The 16,599-nt window shown below is 62.5% G+C and carries 17 protein-coding genes; 12 read left to right on the top strand and 5 right to left on the bottom strand.

Annotated features, from left to right (window positions below; genetic code table 11):
- Nucleotides 1-104: 104 nt before the first annotated feature.
- Nucleotides 105-785: a class I SAM-dependent methyltransferase gene (locus AC07X6_RS05250; RefSeq protein WP_230541286.1), complete on the top strand. Its 681-nt coding sequence runs from the start codon at nucleotides 105-107 to the stop codon at nucleotides 783-785.
- 193 nt (nucleotides 786-978) lie between these two features.
- Here the strand turns inward: AC07X6_RS05250 and AC07X6_RS05245 are convergent, their stop codons facing one another.
- Nucleotides 979-1,809, bottom strand: coding sequence for a MipA/OmpV family protein (locus AC07X6_RS05245; protein ID WP_494790305.1), 831 nt, complete (start codon nucleotides 1,807-1,809; stop codon nucleotides 979-981).
- A 15-nt stretch (nucleotides 1,810-1,824) separates the two neighbouring features.
- Nucleotides 1,825-2,319, bottom strand: a complete 495-nt coding sequence (locus AC07X6_RS05240) for a hypothetical protein (protein ID WP_494790304.1) — start codon at nucleotides 2,317-2,319, stop codon at nucleotides 1,825-1,827.
- Between the two features lie 187 nt (nucleotides 2,320-2,506).
- Between AC07X6_RS05240 and AC07X6_RS05235 the strand changes: the two genes are divergently transcribed.
- The 3 genes from AC07X6_RS05235 (at nucleotide 2,507) to AC07X6_RS05225 (ending at nucleotide 5,715) form a co-directional block, all read left to right on the top strand.
- The gene (locus tag AC07X6_RS05235) at nucleotides 2,507-3,547 is read left to right on the top strand and encodes a type II asparaginase (protein ID WP_230541438.1); all 1,041 of its coding nucleotides are present in this window, start codon (nucleotides 2,507-2,509) and stop codon (nucleotides 3,545-3,547) included.
- A 121-nt stretch (nucleotides 3,548-3,668) separates the two neighbouring features.
- On the top strand, nucleotides 3,669-4,520 hold the full coding sequence (locus AC07X6_RS05230) for an MOSC domain-containing protein (RefSeq protein ID WP_230541289.1): 852 nt from the start codon (nucleotides 3,669-3,671) through the stop codon (nucleotides 4,518-4,520).
- Nucleotides 4,521-4,554: 34 nt separating this feature from the next.
- Nucleotides 4,555-5,715, top strand: a complete 1,161-nt coding sequence (locus AC07X6_RS05225; protein ID WP_230541290.1) for a GGDEF domain-containing protein — start codon at nucleotides 4,555-4,557, stop codon at nucleotides 5,713-5,715.
- Here AC07X6_RS05225 and AC07X6_RS05220 read toward each other — a convergent pair whose 3' ends face one another.
- Nucleotides 5,716-7,695, bottom strand: a complete 1,980-nt coding sequence (locus AC07X6_RS05220) for a monovalent cation:proton antiporter family protein (RefSeq protein ID WP_230541291.1) — start codon at nucleotides 7,693-7,695, stop codon at nucleotides 5,716-5,718.
- A 108-nt stretch (nucleotides 7,696-7,803) separates the two neighbouring features.
- Here AC07X6_RS05220 and AC07X6_RS05215 point away from each other — a divergent pair, with 108 nt between their 5' ends.
- From AC07X6_RS05215 to AC07X6_RS05180, 8 genes are all read left to right on the top strand, one after another.
- A complete protein-coding gene (locus AC07X6_RS05215) occupies nucleotides 7,804-8,814 on the top strand; it encodes a KpsF/GutQ family sugar-phosphate isomerase (protein ID WP_474294333.1) in 1,011 nt (336 codons plus the stop codon).
- A complete protein-coding gene (locus AC07X6_RS05210) occupies nucleotides 8,814-9,347 on the top strand; it encodes a KdsC family phosphatase (protein WP_436524188.1) in 534 nt (177 codons plus the stop codon). Before AC07X6_RS05215 ends, AC07X6_RS05210 begins: the two co-directional genes overlap by 1 nt.
- A gap of 45 nt (nucleotides 9,348-9,392) precedes the next feature.
- Entirely contained in the window at nucleotides 9,393-10,004 is a 612-nt protein-coding gene (gene lptC / locus AC07X6_RS05205; RefSeq protein ID WP_230541293.1) for an LPS export ABC transporter periplasmic protein LptC, read from the top strand.
- 25 nt (nucleotides 10,005-10,029) lie between these two features.
- Nucleotides 10,030-10,611 (top strand): lipopolysaccharide transport periplasmic protein LptA, encoded by a 582-nt coding sequence (gene lptA / locus AC07X6_RS05200; protein WP_230541294.1) that lies wholly within the window; start codon nucleotides 10,030-10,032, stop codon nucleotides 10,609-10,611.
- Nucleotides 10,611-11,366 carry an LPS export ABC transporter ATP-binding protein gene (lptB, locus tag AC07X6_RS05195; protein WP_034753325.1) on the top strand — a complete coding sequence of 252 codons (756 nt, stop codon included), beginning with the start codon at nucleotides 10,611-10,613 and terminating at the stop codon, nucleotides 11,364-11,366. Before lptA ends, lptB begins: the two co-directional genes overlap by 1 nt.
- A gap of 4 nt (nucleotides 11,367-11,370) precedes the next feature.
- On the top strand, nucleotides 11,371-12,849 hold the full coding sequence (locus AC07X6_RS05190) for an RNA polymerase factor sigma-54 (RefSeq protein ID WP_474294336.1): 1,479 nt from the start codon (nucleotides 11,371-11,373) through the stop codon (nucleotides 12,847-12,849).
- A 69-nt stretch (nucleotides 12,850-12,918) separates the two neighbouring features.
- On the top strand, nucleotides 12,919-13,281 hold the full coding sequence (gene hpf, locus AC07X6_RS05185; RefSeq protein WP_035824124.1) for a ribosome hibernation-promoting factor, HPF/YfiA family: 363 nt from the start codon (nucleotides 12,919-12,921) through the stop codon (nucleotides 13,279-13,281).
- Nucleotides 13,282-13,408: 127 nt separating this feature from the next.
- On the top strand, nucleotides 13,409-14,494 hold the full coding sequence (locus AC07X6_RS05180) for a 3-hydroxyisobutyryl-CoA hydrolase (protein ID WP_230541439.1): 1,086 nt from the start codon (nucleotides 13,409-13,411) through the stop codon (nucleotides 14,492-14,494).
- Here AC07X6_RS05180 and rapZ read toward each other — a convergent pair whose 3' ends face one another.
- Entirely contained in the window at nucleotides 14,495-15,358 is an 864-nt protein-coding gene (rapZ, locus tag AC07X6_RS05175) for an RNase adapter RapZ (protein WP_139092210.1), read from the bottom strand.
- 271 nt (nucleotides 15,359-15,629) lie between these two features.
- Nucleotides 15,630-16,565 carry an HPr(Ser) kinase/phosphatase gene (hprK, locus tag AC07X6_RS05170; RefSeq protein ID WP_034753337.1) on the bottom strand — a complete coding sequence of 312 codons (936 nt, stop codon included), beginning with the start codon at nucleotides 16,563-16,565 and terminating at the stop codon, nucleotides 15,630-15,632.
- Nucleotides 16,566-16,599: the final 34 nt, after the last annotated feature.

Below are 16,599 nucleotides of genomic sequence, written 5' to 3'. Positions count from 1 at the left end.
ATATCTGTAAAGTGTGCATGCGAAGCAATACGCCATTTTGCAGGAACCGATATCGTTGGGATTTGGCTGCTAGCAGCCAGGCACAAGACTTCAAAGGGCTAGCCATGGTGATGACTTCCTTAGCGCAAACGCAATGCCAGATATTTTTGGAGGGGGAGGGCGATCGCTGGTTTGACCGCAATCGATCCACCTTGAACCAGCAGAAGTCATTCTACGAGAATGAAACGATCAAGCGCGTCCTGGCCAGTCATCGTGACCGTATCGGGCATATCCTGGAAATCGGCTGTGGCAACGGCGTCAAACTGGCGGATCTCTGCCAGTTTTTTGCGGCGCAGGGGCATGGCATCGATCCCTCCGTCGAGGCAGTGCGCGAAGGCATGGATAAATTTCCTAATATTAACGTTCAACTGGACGTCTCGATCGCGTCGCACATTCCGCACGGCGATGCCAGCATGGATCTCGTATATTTCGGCTTTTGCCTGTATCTGGTCGATCGCACGGAAATTCTCAAGGCTGTTGCCGAAGCCGACCGGGTATTGAAGAGTGGCGGGTTTCTTGCCATCCTGGACTTTGATCCAGGCTATCGCCATAAGCGGGCCTATCATCACAAGCCTGGCATTTTTTCCTACAAAACCTCGTATGCGGATTTCTTTACTGCCAGCGGTCATTATTATCTGGTCGCCAAAGACAGCTTTTCCCATAGCGAGCATTCTTTTTCGCTGGATAGTGATGAGCGGGTGTCGATCAGCATCCTTTACAAGGAACCAGATGCTTATCCTGGCTAGTCGCCTGGGCGCGCCCTTGTTCAGTACGCTTCACCACTTCGCTGTGTAATGCATTGGCGTTGTCGGCGGTGACCAGTTGGCAGAGCTTATCGATGCTTCTGGCGCCAACGATAAGGCGTAGCAGAGCAAGAGATTGGATCTCAGTTTGTCGGCGGGTATCGCGTCATGTGCTAGCACGAATAGTGTATTTTTGTCAGTCCTGACTGCGTGCCAGGCTGTCCGAGCGTTGCCATGTCCACATCAGGCCGATGCCGGCCGAGGTGCCGCTGTTCTGGCGCAGCAGGGGGCTGGCGCGGTTGGCGGCGCCTGTGTAATTGTCGTAGCGCAAAAAGGCAAAGGCGCGCCAGTCCCGGCGCAGCCGGTAAGAGCCGCTCAGGCCCAGTCGCGTGAGCATCAGCCCGCTTTTGGCCGCATACGCCGGGCGTTCCGGGGTGGCGAAGGCGGGGCCGATGCCATACAAGTAATCGTTGATGGCGGCATTGCCCAGCACGGCGCCCAGGCTGGCGTCGACATGCCATGCCTGCTGCTCGCCTTGCAGCGCGTACACGAGGCGCGGCTCGAACGTGGCGCCCTGGCGGCGCAGGCCGCCGCGCGCTTCGATGACGGCGCGCAGGGGCAGCTCCAGGCCCAGACGGCTGTGCTGCGTCGGTTCGGCCAGCTTGATTTTCAGGCGCGGACCAAATTCCACCAGGGTGCCCAGGTCCGGCATGCCGCGCCGGGCGGGTACGTCGCTGGACCTGGCCGGCAGCGACAGGGCGAAACCCACATCGAACTCCACCCGCTCCGTGTCGAGCAGGCGCGCGCCCACGCCGGAGCGGTCGGCGCGCAAGACTTTCCCGCGATAAATCAGATAGGGCAGGGCCAGGCTACGCGTCGAGCGCTCGCTGGCGCCCGGATAGGCGGGCGTGACGGCCGCGCCGCCGAAGATGCCCGCTTCCCATAGGGGTAGCGCTGGCTCTGCGGCGCACGCGGACGCCACGGCGAAGAGGGGAGATAGGGCCAGCAGCGTGCGTGTCACCCGCATCGGCATCCCCTTGTGCTAGGGCGGCGTGCCGCAATGCTTGCCGACCGGCAGCGATTCCCGGTCGGCAAAGGCGCCCAGCGCCCCCGATTGAGGCCCGCCCAGTTCGTTGCGCACTGCCAGGGCTTCCGTCGCCTTGCCCTGGCGTTCATATTGGTCGATCAGCGCCTTGTAGCTGAGGGCGCTCGAGTATTCGCTCTTCTTTGCCAGCGCGATGGCCTGGCGGAAATGAAATGCGGCCGCATCGTAGCGGCAAGCCCCGCTGGCGGCGCGTCCCGCCTGGTGATGCAGCCGCGCCTGCCAAGCGAAGTCGCCCCGGCCCAGTTCGACATTGTCGACGGCCGCCTCGTAGCTGCGCATAGCCTGCGCCCAGTCGCCCTCGCTGGCCGCCTCGCGCGCGAATTGCTCCTGCTGCGCCGCCATGCGCAGTTCGCTTTGCGTGGAGCAGGCATTGAGCGCCATCAAGATCAGCGGCAGGATGAGGCAGGAGCGGAAGGGGAGCAGTGTGGACATGGCGCCACTGTAGCGCAAACAAGGGCGCGCACGTTTGCGCGATACGCATGAATTGGGGATTTACCCGCGCATGGATGACATATAATTTGCACACGACGTTGTTATTTTTGACAGTACACTTCACGGGAGCACCATGTTTTCACGCAAATTCCATTCTTGTGCACAGCTGATGCTGGCTACCTTGCTGATGGGCTTTATCGCCGCTGCCCCTGCACGCGCGCAGCAAGCCGCCGTCAAATTGCCGAATGTGGTGATCCTGGCCACGGGCGGCACCATTGCCGGCAGCGGGGCCGACAGCACCACCACCGTCGGTTACACCTCGGCCACCGTGGGCGTCGAGCGCCTGATCGCGGCCGTGCCGGAACTCAAGAAAGTGGCGAATGTCAAAGGCGAGCAAGTGTTCCAGATCGCCAGCGAAAGCATGGGCAATAGCCACTGGCTGGCTCTGGCCAAACGCATCAACGTGCTGCTGGCCTCGAACGACGTCGATGGCGTGGTCGTCACGCACGGCACCGATACCATCGAGGAAACGGCGTATTTCCTGAACCTCACCGTGAAAAGCCACAAGCCGGTCGTCGTGGTGGGCGCCATGCGTCCGTCGACCGCCATCTCGGCGGACGGCCCCATCAACCTGTACAACGCCGTGATGCTGGCCGGCAGCAAGGAAGCCGTGGGCAAGGGCGTGCTGGTGGCCTTGAACGACCAGATCAACGCCGCGCGCGAAGTGACCAAGACGAATACGTCCACCACCGACACCTTCAAGTCGCCGGAACTGGGCATGCTCGGCTATATCCAGGGCAGCAAGGCCTTCTTTTACCGCCAGTCGACGCGCAAGCACACCTTGGAAGCGGAATTTGACATCAGCAAGCTCGATGCCCTGCCGCAAGTGGACATCGTGTATGGCTACGCCAACATGAACCGTGTCGGCATGGACGCCTTCATTGCCGCCGGCGCCAAGGGCATCATCCACGCTGGCGTGGGCGATGGCAGCGTAGCCGCGCAAATGAAGCCGGCTCTGGTGGAAGCGCGCCAGAAGGGCGTGCTGATCGTGCGTTCGAGCCGCGTTGGCCAGGGCATCGTGGCGCGCAATGGCGAAGCGAACGACGATGAACTCGACAGTGTCGTGTCCGACACCCTGAACCCGCAAAAAGCCCGCATCCTGCTGATGCTGGCCTTGACCAAAACCAACAGTACGCAAGAAATCCAGCGTATTTTCTACACGTATTGATCCTTGTCGCGCCAGGCCAGCCTCATCGGCTGAGCCTGGCCGATTTACGCTTGCCCGCTTTGCTGCCATACTTCGTTTCTGAATAACTTTCTGGCAGAAGCGGCAACACTGTCCCTGGTTCATGGCTATCCTGTCCGACATCATCCTGTATCCCATCAAATCGTGCGCCGGCATTCATTTGCGCGAGGCGGTCCTGACGCGTTCAGGGCTGATGAGCGAGCACGTGTTCGACCGCGAGTGGATGGTGGTCGACCCGCAGGGCCGCTTCCTGACCCAGCGCGAACATCCGCGCATGGCGCTCATCGTGCCGTCCATCAAGGCCACCACCCTGGAATTGCGCGCGCCGGGCATGCTGCGGCTGGAAATCGAGCTGGGCTTGCCCCATCCGCAACTGTCACCGATGCTGGAAGTGCAAGTGTGGGACGATACCGTGCGCGCCTACGATTGCGACGAGGTCACGGCCACCTGGTTCAGTCAGGCCATCGGCGTGCCGTGCCGCCTGGCGCGCTTTCACCCGGACGTGGTGCGCGCCACCAGCACCACATGGACGGACGGTGTGGCCGCCTCGACCATGTTTGCCGATGGCTACCCGGTGCTGATCGCCGGCAGCGCCTCGCTGGCCGACGTCAATGACAAGCTGCGCGCCGCCGGTCGAGAGCCTCTGCCGATGAACCGTTTCCGCCCGAACCTGGTCATCGGCGATATCGGCGCCTTCGAGGAAGACTACGCCGAGTTCCTGCAATTCGGCGCGACGACCTTGAAACCCGTCAAGCCGTGTTCGCGCTGCCCGATTCCGTCGGTGGACCAGGCCACGGGCGTGCCCGGGCCGGATCCGCTCGACGTCATGCATGGCTACCGCGCCAAGCCCGAGCTCGACGGCGCCATCTGCTTCGGCATGAATGCCATTGTCACGGATGGCGGCGATGAGCGTATTGTGGTGGGGCAGGACATCGGTTTCGAACTGGCATTTTAAGCATGGCGCCCGCACACAAGGGTTTAAGGTTTCTATGAATCAAGCAATACCGCCGGACCCGCGCATTGCCAGCCTCGAAGCCGAAAACCAGGCCTTGCGCGCGCGCATGGCTTTCCTGCTGGAACAGGTCGAGCGCAACCACGACATCATGTGCCGCCACCAGGCGTTCGACCTGGAAATCGTCGGCGCGTCCACGTTTCCCGAACTGATAGGCACCATCTTTCGCACCTTGCCCGTGATTTCCGACCTCGACGGCGTGACCTTGAGCCTGCTCGATGAGGATGACGATATCGTGCTGGTGATGGAAAAGCTGGGCGTCGATTTCAGCATCTTTCCGCAGTTGCTGTTCGTGCATCAAGTGACGGAGCTGGGGTTTGCCCCGCCGGGGCCCGTGGCCGAGGGGGAAGCGGCCTTGCCGCCGCTGCCGCTGCTGGGGGCCTTCGATGCGGCCGTGCATGGCCCGCGTTTTCCGGGCATCGACGCTCCCTTGCGCAGCGTGGCGCTGGTGCCCTTGCTGCGCAACAAGCGCCTGATTGGCAGCCTGAACCTGGCCAGCAGCGATGTGACGCGCTTTACGCCCGCGCTGGGCACGGATTTCATCAAGCACATGGCGTCCATCATCGCCATCTGCCTGGAAAACGTGATCAGCAATGAAATGCTGAAATACATTGGCTTGACCGATTCCCTGACGGGCGTCTACAACCGGCGCTATATCGACCGCCGGCTGCTGGAAGAAATCGCCCGCGCGCGGCGCCAGAATTATTGCATTTCATGCATGTATATCGATATCGACCATTTTAAATCGGTCAATGACACGCATGGCCACCAGGGCGGCGACGAGGTGCTGCGCGAAGTGGCGACGCGCATCCGCACGGAGTTGCGCCGCTCGGACGCGCTGGGACGCTTCGGCGGCGAGGAATTCGTCGTCCTGCTGATCGACGCCGACCTCGACAGCGCGACCTTTGTTGCCGAACGCATCCGTGCCAGCATTGCCGGCACCATGTTTGACTTGCCGGGCAGCGCGCAGGCGTGGGTCAGCGTGTCGATCGGCGTGGCCAGCCTGGAAGCGGACGCGGCGCTGCTCCCCATCGAAACGGTGGCGCAGCAACTGGTGGCGCATGCCGACCAGGCCCTGTACCAGGCCAAGGCGGGCGGGCGCAACAAGGTCGTCAGCTGGCAGGCGCAGATCGAATAGTTATTTTAATAGCAGGGTTTCCGCTTTGGCCACGGCGTCGGCCGTACCGCGCAGCACCACCACGTCGCCGCTGGCCAGCTGCGTTTCGGGGGTGACGTCGAGGCTGCCGCGGCCGCGGCGGATGGCCGTCACAAACGCGCCGCAGCCGGCCACGTCGATCGCACTCAAGGGCAAGTCCACGCAGTGCGCGTCCTCGCTGACGGTGACCGTATGCAGGCGTTCCAGCTCGGCATCGTCGCCCGCATCGCTGGTGCCGTGGAAATAGCCGCGCAAGGATGCATAGCGCTCCTCGCGCGCGGCCTGCACCCGGTGCACCACGCGGCGCAGGGGGACGCCCATCATGATCAGGGCGTGCGAAGCGAGCATCAAACTGCCTTCCATCAATTCCGGCACCACTTCGGCCGCGCCCGCCTTTTTCAACTGGTCGAGGTCGGTATCGTCGTGGCTGCGCACGATGACGGGCAAGGTCGGTGCCATTTCTTTGAGCAAATGCAATAACTTCAGTGCTGACGCGGTATTCGCATACGTGATCACCACGGCGCTGGCACGGTAGATACCGGCCGCCACCAGGCTTTCGCGCCGGCCCGCATCGCCATACGAGACGTGGGCGCCGGCCAGCTGCGCTTCCTGCACCCGTTCCGGGTCCAGGTCCAGCGCGTGGTATTCGATCTTTTCTTCCGCCAGCAGGGTGGCCAGGCTTTGCCCGCTGCGGCCGAAGCCGGCGATCAGCACGTGTTTCTGCGAAGCCATGGTGCGCGTGGCGATCTTGGTCAGCGCCAGCGACTGCATCATCCAGTCGTTGGCGGCCAGTTTCATGACGATGGCGTCCGATTTGGCGATGAGGAAGGGCGCCACCAGCATCGACAGCACCATCGAGGCCAGCACCACCTGCACGACGAACGGGTCCATCAACTTGATGCCGCCAGCCAGGTTCAGCAGCACGAAGCCGAACTCGCCCGCCTGCGCCAGTCCCAGTCCCGTGCGCAGGGCCACGCCATTGCTGGAGCCGAACAGCCGCGCCAGCCCCGCGATGAGGGCGAATTTCAGCAGCACGGGGCCGCACAGCAGCAGCAGGACCAGCCACCAGTTGTCGAGCACGACGCGGATATTGAGCAGCATGCCGACGGTGATGAAGAACAGGCCCAGCAGCACGTCGCGGAACGGTTTGATATCTTCTTCCACCTGGTGCTTGAATTCCGTCTCGGAAATGAGCATGCCGGCAACAAACGCGCCCAGGGCCAGCGACAGCCCGGCCCGCTCCGTGATCCAGGCCGCGCCCAGGGTGATCAGCAGCAGGTTGAGCATGAACAATTCCTGCGAACGGCGCTTGGCGACGATGGTCAGCCAGCCGCGCACCATCTTCTGGCCGATAAACAGCAGCAAGATCAGCACGACCAGGGCCTTGCCGCCGGCCCAGGCCAGGGTTTCGGCCAGGTTGTCCGAATCGCGCGTGAGGGCGGGAATGAGGATCAGCAGGGGCACCACGGCCAGGTCCTGGAACAGCAGGATGCCGATGATCTTGCGGCCGTGTTCGCTTTCGAGTTCCAGCCGCTCCGTGAGCATTTTCGAGACGATGGCCGTCGACGACATGGCCAGCGCGCCACCCAGGGCGAACGCGGCTTGCCAGCTCAGGTGGATGTAGGCGGACAGATAACGGGCGACGAACCAGCCGAAGACGACGGTGGCGATGATGGTGGTGGCCACCTGCGCCATGCCGAGGCCGAAGACGATGCGCCGCATGGCGAGAAACTTCGGGAGAGAAAATTCAAGCCCGATGGAAAACATCAGGAAGACGACGCCGAACTCGGCCAGGGTATGGCTGGCCTCGTTTTCCGCCGCCAGGCCCAGCGCATGGGGGCCGATGACGATGCCAACGGCCAGGTAGCCCAGCATGGGCGGCAAATGCAACATTCTGAAAGCGACCACGCCCAGCACGGCGCTGCCGAGTAACATCAGGGTCAGTTCAAGCGAGGAAAACATGGGTTGCCCGGTGCGGTCAATGGAAATCGTTGTTTGTTGTGACTGGCAAGTTTTTTGCTTTCCTAATTCGTTTATACTTTGGGCATGAGTGTAACCCATGAAAAAACAATGCTGAAAGCTTTTGATCGAATTGACATGCAAGCGACGACCGAGCGCGCCGTCGCGCTGGCCCGCACCACCTTGCAGATCGAGTCCGACGCCATCGTTGCGCTGCACGCGCGCCTGGCCACGGACGACAGCGTGGGCCGCGCCGTGGCGATGTTGCTGCAGTGCAAAGGAAGAGTCGTCGTCTCCGGCATCGGCAAGTCCGGCCATATCGCGCGCAAGATTGCCGCCACCCTCGCTTCCACCGGCACGCCGGCCCTGTTCGTGCATCCGGCCGAAGCGGCCCATGGCGACCTGGGCATGGTCACCTCGGAAGATGCTTTTATTGCCATCTCGTACTCCGGCGAATCGTCGGAGCTGATGGCCATCATGCCCGTCGTCAAGCGCATGGGCGGCGTGCTCATTTCCATGACGGGGAAACCAAACTCCAGCCTGGCCCAGCTGGCCGACGTGCACCTGGATATTTCTGTCGAGAAAGAAGCCTGTCCGCTGAACCTGGCGCCGACGGCCAGCACCACCGTCACCCTGGCCCTGGGCGACGCGATCGCCGTGGCCTTGCTCGACTTGCGCGGCTTCAAGGAAGAAGATTTCGCCCGCTCGCACCCGGGCGGCGCCCTGGGCCGCCGCCTGCTCACGCACGTGCATGACGTCATGCGCAGCGGCGATCGGGTGCCGAAGGTGCCGGTGGAAGCCTCGCTGCTGCAGGCGCTGGAAGAAATGACGAAGAAGGGCATGGGCATGACGGCCGTCGTCGATGCGGACAACCGTCCCGTGGGCGTGTTTACGGATGGCGACTTGCGCCGCATGTTCGAACGCGTGCAGGATTTCACGCAGGTGGCGATCCGCGACGTCATGCATGCGCAGCCGCGCAGCATCGCGCCCGAGCGCCTGGCCGTCGATGCCGTGGCCGTGATGGAGCAGTTCCGCATCAACCAGATGCTGGTCGTCGATGCCGACGGCAAGCTGGTGGGCGCCCTGCATATCCATGATCTGACGCAAGCGAAGGTGATCTGATGGACAGCGTGGCGGACAACCTGGCGCGCGCGGCCAAGGTCAAACTGATGATCTTTGACGTCGATGGCGTGCTCACCGACGGCAGCCTGCATTTCGGCCCCGATGGCGAAATGATGAAAACGTTTAATGTGTATGATGGCCTGGGCATCAAGCTGCTGCAGGAATCGGGCGTGCAGACGGCCATCATCAGCGCGCGCCGCTCGGCCATCACGGCACGCCGGGCGCAAGACCTGGGTATTACCCACGTGCACCAGGGCGGCCACGACAAGCTGACGCCGTTTCGCGAATTGCTGGCGCTGACGGGCTTGACGGAAGAGCAATGCGGCTATATCGGCGACGACGTCATCGACGCGCCCATCCTGCGCCGCGTGGGCTTTGCCGTCAGCGTGCCGGGCGGGCGTCCGGAAGCGCAGGGCCTGGCGCACCATGTGACGCAGGCCGGCGGCGGCCGCGGCGCGGTGCGCGAGATCTGCGAATTCCTGCTGCGCGCCCAGGACAACTATGCGCGCGTGATGGCGCCGTTCCTGGAGTGAGGTGCCGTGCCTCGCCGCCAGTGACCTTTGAAAGAGTGAAGCCCTATGCGTAAGCCAGGAGGCGCCCATCGCTGGCGCATGATTTTTACCGTGCTGGGCGCGGTCGTCGTCGCGCTGGGCAGCTTCTGGCTGCTCGAAGTGATGAACAAGAATGGCCAGGACATCACGGCCAGCAAGCATCTGGATGAACCCGACTATTTCATTACCAATTTTAGTCTGGTGCGCATGGACTTGACGGGTAAGCCCAGTTATATCGTCTCGGGCACCAAGCTCACGCATTATCCGCTCGACGATTCGTCCGATATCGACCAGCCCTTCGTGCGCAAGCTCACGCCAGGCATGCCGCCGCTGAACATGAATGCGGAACTGGCGCATATCGACCAGGACAATACCCGGCTGCAACTGCACCGCAATGTCGTGATCGACCGCGCGGCCAGTCCGAAGGCGCAGAACCTGACGGTCAGGACGGAGGCGCTGACGGTGTTCCCGGATGAGGAAAGAATGGAAACGGACGTGCCGGTCGATATCCTGACGGGCGCCTCGCGCATCAATGGCATCGGCATGAAGGCCAATAATGCCACCGGCGTGGTGGAAGTGCAGAATGCGCTGCGCATGGTCCTCCCGCCGAAACCGCGCCCGGCCGCGGCGGCAAAATGACAGAATGAAACAAGGAAACCATACTATGAAGAAGATCTTGCTGTTGAGCGTATTTTCCCTGGCCATGATAGGGGGGGCGCATGCCGAGAAGGCCGATTCCGAGAAGGAAGCCGTCATCACGGCACGTAGCGGCCACGTCGATGACGTCAAGCAGGTGCGTACCCTGACGGGCGACGTCGTGCTGGTGAAGGGGACCCTGACCATGAAGGCGGGCCGGGCCCTGATCACGGAAGATCCGCAAGGCTACCAGTTCATCACCTTCTGGGCCGATCCCGGCAAGCTGGCCACCTTCCGCCAGAAGCGCGATGGCGCGGGCGACCTGTGGGTCGAAGGCGAAGCGGAGCGCGTGGAATACAACAACAAGACGGAAGTGGTGAAACTGTTTTCCAGGGCCAAGCTGACGCGCCTGGAAGGCACGAAAGTGACCGACGTGGCCAATGGCGCCTTCATCTCGTATGACAGCCGCAAGGAAGTGTTTGCGATGGAAAATTCCGACAGCGGCACCAGCACCCCCGATGGCGGCAGCGTGCGCATGGTGATCCAGCCGAAGAACAAGGCGCCGGCGGCGGAGAAAGCGCCGGCTACGCCCGCGCCAGGAAAGAAATAATGGACAATACCCGTTGTGGCAGCACCCTGATCGTTCGCGGGCTGCAAAAAACCTATGGCAAGCGCCAAGTCGTGCATGATGTCTCGCTGCAAGTCGAATGCGGCGAAGTGGTGGGTCTGCTGGGGCCGAACGGCGCCGGCAAGACGACTTCGTTCTACATGATCGTCGGCCTGGTGCCGTCGGACGGCGGCAGCATCGATATCAGCGGCGTGGACATTTCCAGCCTGCCGATCCACCGCCGCGCGCAGATGGGCCTGTCGTACCTGCCGCAGGAAGCGTCCGTGTTCCGCAAGCTGACGGTGGAAGACAATATCCGCGCCGTGCTGGAAATCCAGACCGTCGAAGGCCGTCCCCTGAAGAAGGCCGAGATCGAGGAGCGCCTGGATAAACTGCTGGCCGACTTGCAGATTGAAAAGCTGCGCGAGAACCAGGCCCTGTCCCTGTCCGGCGGCGAGCGCCGCCGCGTGGAAATCGCCCGCGCGCTGGCCACCGACCCGCGTTTCGTGCTGCTCGACGAGCCGTTTGCCGGCGTGGATCCGATCGCCGTGATCGAAATCCAGCGCATCGTGCGTTTCTTGAAGGAGCGCAATATCGGCGTGCTGATTACCGATCATAATGTGCGCGAGACGCTGGGTATTTGCGACCGTGCCTACATCATCAACCAGGGCTCGGTGCTGGCGTCGGGACGCCCCGACGACATCATCGCGAACGAGTCGGTACGCCGGGTCTATCTGGGCGAACACTTCCGCATGTGAGCCAATGAAACAATCATTGCAGCTGCGCACGTCGCAGCACCTGGCACTGACGCCGCAGTTGCAGCAATCGATACGCCTGCTGCAATTATCCACCCTGGAATTGCACCAGGAACTCGAGCAGCTGCTGACGGACAATCCCTTGCTCGAACGCCTCGACGATCCGCTCGACCGTTCGCTGCGCCTGCTGTCCGACGGCGCCCTGAGTTCCACGGCCGCGCCGGCCGAAGCGCCGCCCCAGCCGCCAGGCCAGGAGGCGCCCGCCGCACCGGCCGAAGCGGACGGGTTTGACGGCGAGGCGGGCGAGGGCCCGGCCGCCGCGGAGGGCGGCGACAGCGACTGGAGCGAGGCGAGCCGGGGCAAGGCGCCCGACGATGAAGATTCGCGTCCGCAACTGGAGGCCCATCACTGCACCCTGCGCGAGCACCTGATGGAGCAGATGCGCGTGACGGTGCTCGAGTTGCGCGACCGCGCGCTGGTCGAGCTGATCATCGACGCGCTCGACGACAATGGCTACCTGGAGGAATCGCTCGACGACATCCTGGCACGCCTGCCGGAAGAGCTGGAAATCGACGCCGACGAGATGCGCACGGCCTTGTCGCTGCTGCAAAGTTTCGATCCACCGGGCGTGGGCGCGCGCAATGCGTCCGAATGCCTGGCGCTGCAAATCAGGCGCTTGCCGCACGTCGCCATGGTGACGCGGCGCATGGCCCTCGTCATCGTGGAAAAGCACCTGGCCTGGTTTGCCCAGCGCGATTTCAACAAGCTGAAAAAAGCCCTCGATTGCGACGATGAAGACTTGCGCGAGGCGCAGACGGTGATTCGCCAGTGTAATCCGCACCCGGGCGCCGTGTTCGCCTCGGACGTGTCCGATTACGTGGTGCCCGACGTCGTCGTCAAGCGCGCGCGCAATGGCTGGCAAGTCACCCTGAACAACGACGTCATGCCGCGCCTGCGTGTCAACGCCATGTACGCCAACTTGCTCAAGCAGGGCAAGGGCGAGGGCGCCATGGGTGCGCAGTTGCAGGAGGCCAAGTGGCTGATCAAGAATATGCGTCAGCGCTTCGATACCATCCTGCGCGTGGCACAGGCGATAGTAGAAAGACAAAAGAACTTTTTCTCGCATGGGGCCGTTGCCATGCGCCCCCTTGTGCTCCGTGAAATAGCTGATACACTGGGTTTACACGAGAGTACTATCTCGCGGGTAACAACTCAAAAGTACATGCTGACCCCGCACGGCATGTTCGAGTTGAAATATTTCTTTGGTAGCCATGTCGCCACCGAAGCGGGGGGCGAAGCGTCATCGACGGCGATACGGGCATTGATCGTGCAACTGACAGGAGCAGAAGACCCTAAAAATCCTTTATCCGACAGTAAGATTGCGGACATGCTGGGGGAACAAGGCATGGTGATTGCGCGACGTACTGTTGCCAAATACCGGGAAGCATTGAAAATTCCGCCAGTGAGCCTGCGTAAGTGTTTGTAAGTTTTTTTCGGTTCCTCTGCGGGCCGGATACGATGGACCGCACGAACCCGATCATCTTTAGGAGTGTGTATGAATCTCACCATCAGCGGACATCATCTCGAAGTGACACCAGCCATCCGTGAATACGTACAAACGAAGCTGGAGCGCGTGAAACGTCATTTCGATCAAGTTATCGATATCGCCGTGATTCTGACCGTGGATAACCTCAAAGAGAAAGAAAAACGTCAAAAGGCCGAAGTCAACCTGCGTCTGAGTGGCAAGACCGTCTATGTGGAAAGCCTGGCGCACGACCTGTATGCCGCGATCGATACCCTGATCGACAAGCTCGATAGGCAAGTGATGAAGTACAAAACCAAAGTGCAAGGGCACGGTAAAGAGGCGATCAAGCATCTGCCAGACAACTCAGAGGAAGACGCCGTCGTCGCCGTCTAAGGCCACCGGCTTCCCCCAGTTGTGATCAACTAAGGGCGCACATTGCGCCCTTTTTTGCGTCCTGCGGGACGCAATATCCGTGGTGAAAGCGCTAGAATGCGCCATCCTCACTTCTTTCCTGCCTGCCATGAGCGACTTCGTCCAGACCTCCATCCGCAACCGCACGGGCCACATCGTGCTCGACCGCCCGAAAGCCTTGAACTCCCTGTCGCTGGAGATGGTGCGCACCCTGAGCGCTGCCTTGCTGGCCTGGCGCGACGATCCGCAGGTGGACGCCGTGGTGATCCGCTCCAGCAGCGAAAAGGCCCTGTGCGCCGGCGGCGATATCCGTTTCTTTTACGATGCGGGCCTGGCCACGCCGCAAGGCGGCAGCGCCCTGCTGGAAGATTTCTTTACGGAAGAATACGCGTTAAATCATGTCATTCACTTTTATCCGAAACCGTATATCGCCGTGATGGACGGCGTGGTGATGGGCGGCGGCATGGGCGTGGCGCAAGCCGGGCCCGGCAACCAGTTGCGCATCGTCACGGGCCGCACGCGCATGGCCATGCCGGAAGTCAATATTGGCCTGTTCCCCGACGTGGGCGGCAGTTACTTTCTTTCCCGCCTGGCGGGCCGGCTGGGCCTGTACCTGGGCTTGACGGGCCTGACCATCGGTGCGGCCGATGCCCTGTACACGGGCCTGGCCGATGTGTATCTGCCCGAGGCGCAGATGGGGGCGCTGCTGGCCCTGTTCGACTCGACGCCGGGCGAGGCCTTGCCGGTGGCCATCAAGGCGCTGGCGGCGCCGTTCCAGGCCGAGGCGGGCGCGGCTTCCCTGGCCACGGCGCGCGCGGCGCTGGACCGCCACTTCGGCGCGGGTTCGGTGGCCGCCATCATGGCCTCGCTGGCGCAGGACGACAGCGCGTTCGCCGCGAAGGCCCTGGCGGCCATGCGCCTGCGCTCGCCCTTGATGATGTCGGTGACCCTGGAATTGCTGCAGCGGGGCGCCCACCTGGGCGTGGCCGACTGCCTGCGCATGGAGCGCACGCTGGTGCGCCACAATTTCGCGCATGGCGAAGTGCTCGAGGGCGTGCGCGCGCTGGTGGTCGACAAGGACAATGCGCCGCGCTGGAACCCCTCAACCCTGGACGAGGTCGATGCCAGCATGGTGGCGCGTTTCTTTGCCCCCGTCTGGCCGGCGCAAGCGCATCCGCTGCGCCACCTCGACTGATTAAGAACGCTCGCGGTGGCGCAGCACGACCCGCTCGTTGGGGCCGAAATACTGCGCCAGCCGCTCCGCCATGTACACGGAGCGGTGCTGGCCGCCCGTGCAGCCCAGGGCCACCGTCAGGTAGCTGCGGTTGTCGGACTTGAATGACGGCAACCATTTCTCGATGAAGGCGCGGATGTCGGCCAGCAGTTCCAGCGCGCTCGGCTGGGCGTCGAGGAAGGCGATCACGGGAGCGTCGCGTCCGTCGAGCGGGCGCAGCGCCAGGTCGTAATACGGATTCGGCAGGGCCCGCACGTCGAAGACGAAATCGGCATCGAGCGGCACGCCCAGCTTGAAGGCGAACGATTCGAAGAACAGGGTCAGCGGCGCGCGTTCGGAGGCGACGATATCCTTGATCCAGGCGCGCAGTTTGTTCGCGCTCAGTTCCGAGGTATCGATCACATGGCCCAATTGCTCGATGGCCGACAGGCGTTCGCGCTCTTCGGAGATGCATTCGATCAGGGTGCGGCGGCTGGCCGGATTCTGGTTCGGGCGCAATTCGTGCGACAGAGGGTGGCTGCGCCGCGTTTCCGAGAAGCGCGCCACCAGCGAATGCGTGGTGGCTGTCAGGAACATGACCTTGACGTCGTGCCCCTGGTCGCGCAGCAGCGCCACATTGTGCGGCAAGCTGACGAGCGACTCGGCGCTGCGCGCATCGACGGCCACGGCCAGCTGCGGCGTGCCTTCGTCCAGCAGGGTTTGCACCAGGCTCGGCAGCAAGGCTGGCGGCAGGTTGTCGACACAATAGTAGCCGGTATCTTCCAGCACATTGAGCGCGACGGATTTACCGGAGCCGGATATTCCGGTGATAAGGACGATATGCATAGCCCGATCATACAATAAAGACCGGCGCTGCGCTCCCGATGCAATGATCTTTACAAATTATTGCAATTTGGACTGTAGTATTTCTTTGCTGCACGCGCCAACAATGTTGTCGGATTACGCGGGGCCTTGCCCCACCTCGGCGGCCCCGCTAATCCGACCTGCGTTGTTAATCGCCACTCATGGCGAGGCGTTGGTGGAGCATGGGTTTCGGAGAGCCTTGCTCTCCGCCTGCGTAACGGTTCACCCATGCATGGGTGAACTCCTTGCAACGCTAATCGCCGCTCATTGCCAAACGTTGCCGCTCCATGAACTCCTGCAGGGTATCGATGCCGCGCAGCTGCAGAATCGTGTTGCGCACGGCCGCTTCCAGCAGCACGGCGATGTTGCGGCCGGCGGCGACGGGGATGACGACCTTGCGCACGGGCAAGCCCAGCACGTCTTCCGTGGGGAACAGGAAGGGCAGGCGCTCGACTTCCTCTTCCAGCGCGTTGCGGCGCACCAGGTGCACGATCAGTTTCAGGCGCATCTTGCGGCGCACGGCCGTTTCGCCAAAGATGGCCTTGATATCGAGCAAACCCAGCCCCCGCACTTCCAGCAGGTTTTGCAGCAGGGGCGGGCAGCGGCCTTCGATCATATTCGGCGCGATGCGCGAAAATTCGACGGCGTCGTCGGCCACCAGGCCGTGGCTGCGCGAAATCAGCTCCAGCCCCAGCTCGCTCTTGCCCAGGCCCGAATCGCCCGTGATCAGCACGCCCACGCCCAGCACGTCCATGAACACGCCATGCATGATGATGCGCTGCGCCAGTTTTTTCGACAGGTAGACGCGCAGGAAGTCGATCACTTGCGCGGCCGGCAGCGGGGTCGAGAACAGGGGGATATTTTGCTCGTCGCAGATGGCGAGAATGTCGGGCGGCGTTTCCAGCCCTTGCGCGATGATCAGCGCGGGCGGACCGCCGGCGATCAGTTCGCCGATCACGTGGGTGCGCGTGTTGACCTTCAGGCGCTGATAGTAATTGATTTCCTGGTGGCCAAAGACCTGGATGCGGCCCGGATGGATCAGGTTCAAGTGGCCCACCTGGTCGGCGGCCGACGAGACGTCGCCCGAGATCAGGCGCTCGCCGCCGGGGAAGCCGGCGAACCAGCCCAGTTGCAGACTTTCACGATTGTCGTCGTACAGGCGTTGTATCGTCAGCGGCGTTTGCAACATGGCAGTCTTCTTCAGGAGTGGAGGAATACCTGAA

The organism is Janthinobacterium sp. GW460-12-1-14-LB5 (assembly GCF_059423585.1).
The sequence above is the reverse complement of the archived record's forward strand: the minus strand, read 5'-3'. Positions and strand labels throughout refer to the sequence as shown.

Excerpts from the sequence above, each read along its gene's own strand:
- AC07X6_RS05250 (WP_230541286.1), top strand. The coding sequence starts at position 105 with ATGGTGATGACTTCCTTAGCGCAAACGCAATGCCAGATATTTTTGGAG.
- AC07X6_RS05245 (WP_494790305.1), bottom strand. The coding sequence starts at position 1,809 with ATGCGGGTGACACGCACGCTGCTGGCCCTATCTCCCCTCTTCGCCGTG.
- AC07X6_RS05240 (WP_494790304.1), bottom strand. The coding sequence starts at position 2,319 with ATGTCCACACTGCTCCCCTTCCGCTCCTGCCTCATCCTGCCGCTGATC.
- AC07X6_RS05235 (WP_230541438.1), top strand. The coding sequence starts at position 2,507 with ATGGGCTTTATCGCCGCTGCCCCTGCACGCGCGCAGCAAGCCGCCGTC.
- AC07X6_RS05230 (WP_230541289.1), top strand. The coding sequence starts at position 3,669 with ATGGCTATCCTGTCCGACATCATCCTGTATCCCATCAAATCGTGCGCC.
- AC07X6_RS05225 (WP_230541290.1), top strand. The coding sequence starts at position 4,555 with ATGAATCAAGCAATACCGCCGGACCCGCGCATTGCCAGCCTCGAAGCC.
- AC07X6_RS05220 (WP_230541291.1), bottom strand. The coding sequence starts at position 7,695 with ATGTTTTCCTCGCTTGAACTGACCCTGATGTTACTCGGCAGCGCCGTG.
- AC07X6_RS05215 (WP_474294333.1), top strand. The coding sequence starts at position 7,804 with ATGCTGAAAGCTTTTGATCGAATTGACATGCAAGCGACGACCGAGCGC.
- AC07X6_RS05210 (WP_436524188.1), top strand. The coding sequence starts at position 8,814 with ATGGACAGCGTGGCGGACAACCTGGCGCGCGCGGCCAAGGTCAAACTG.
- lptC (WP_230541293.1), top strand. The coding sequence starts at position 9,393 with ATGCGTAAGCCAGGAGGCGCCCATCGCTGGCGCATGATTTTTACCGTG.
- lptA (WP_230541294.1), top strand. The coding sequence starts at position 10,030 with ATGAAGAAGATCTTGCTGTTGAGCGTATTTTCCCTGGCCATGATAGGG.
- lptB (WP_034753325.1), top strand. The coding sequence starts at position 10,611 with ATGGACAATACCCGTTGTGGCAGCACCCTGATCGTTCGCGGGCTGCAA.
- AC07X6_RS05190 (WP_474294336.1), top strand. The coding sequence starts at position 11,371 with ATGAAACAATCATTGCAGCTGCGCACGTCGCAGCACCTGGCACTGACG.
- hpf (WP_035824124.1), top strand. The coding sequence starts at position 12,919 with ATGAATCTCACCATCAGCGGACATCATCTCGAAGTGACACCAGCCATC.
- AC07X6_RS05180 (WP_230541439.1), top strand. The coding sequence starts at position 13,409 with ATGAGCGACTTCGTCCAGACCTCCATCCGCAACCGCACGGGCCACATC.
- rapZ (WP_139092210.1), bottom strand. The coding sequence starts at position 15,358 with ATGCATATCGTCCTTATCACCGGAATATCCGGCTCCGGTAAATCCGTC.
- hprK (WP_034753337.1), bottom strand. The coding sequence starts at position 16,565 with ATGTTGCAAACGCCGCTGACGATACAACGCCTGTACGACGACAATCGT.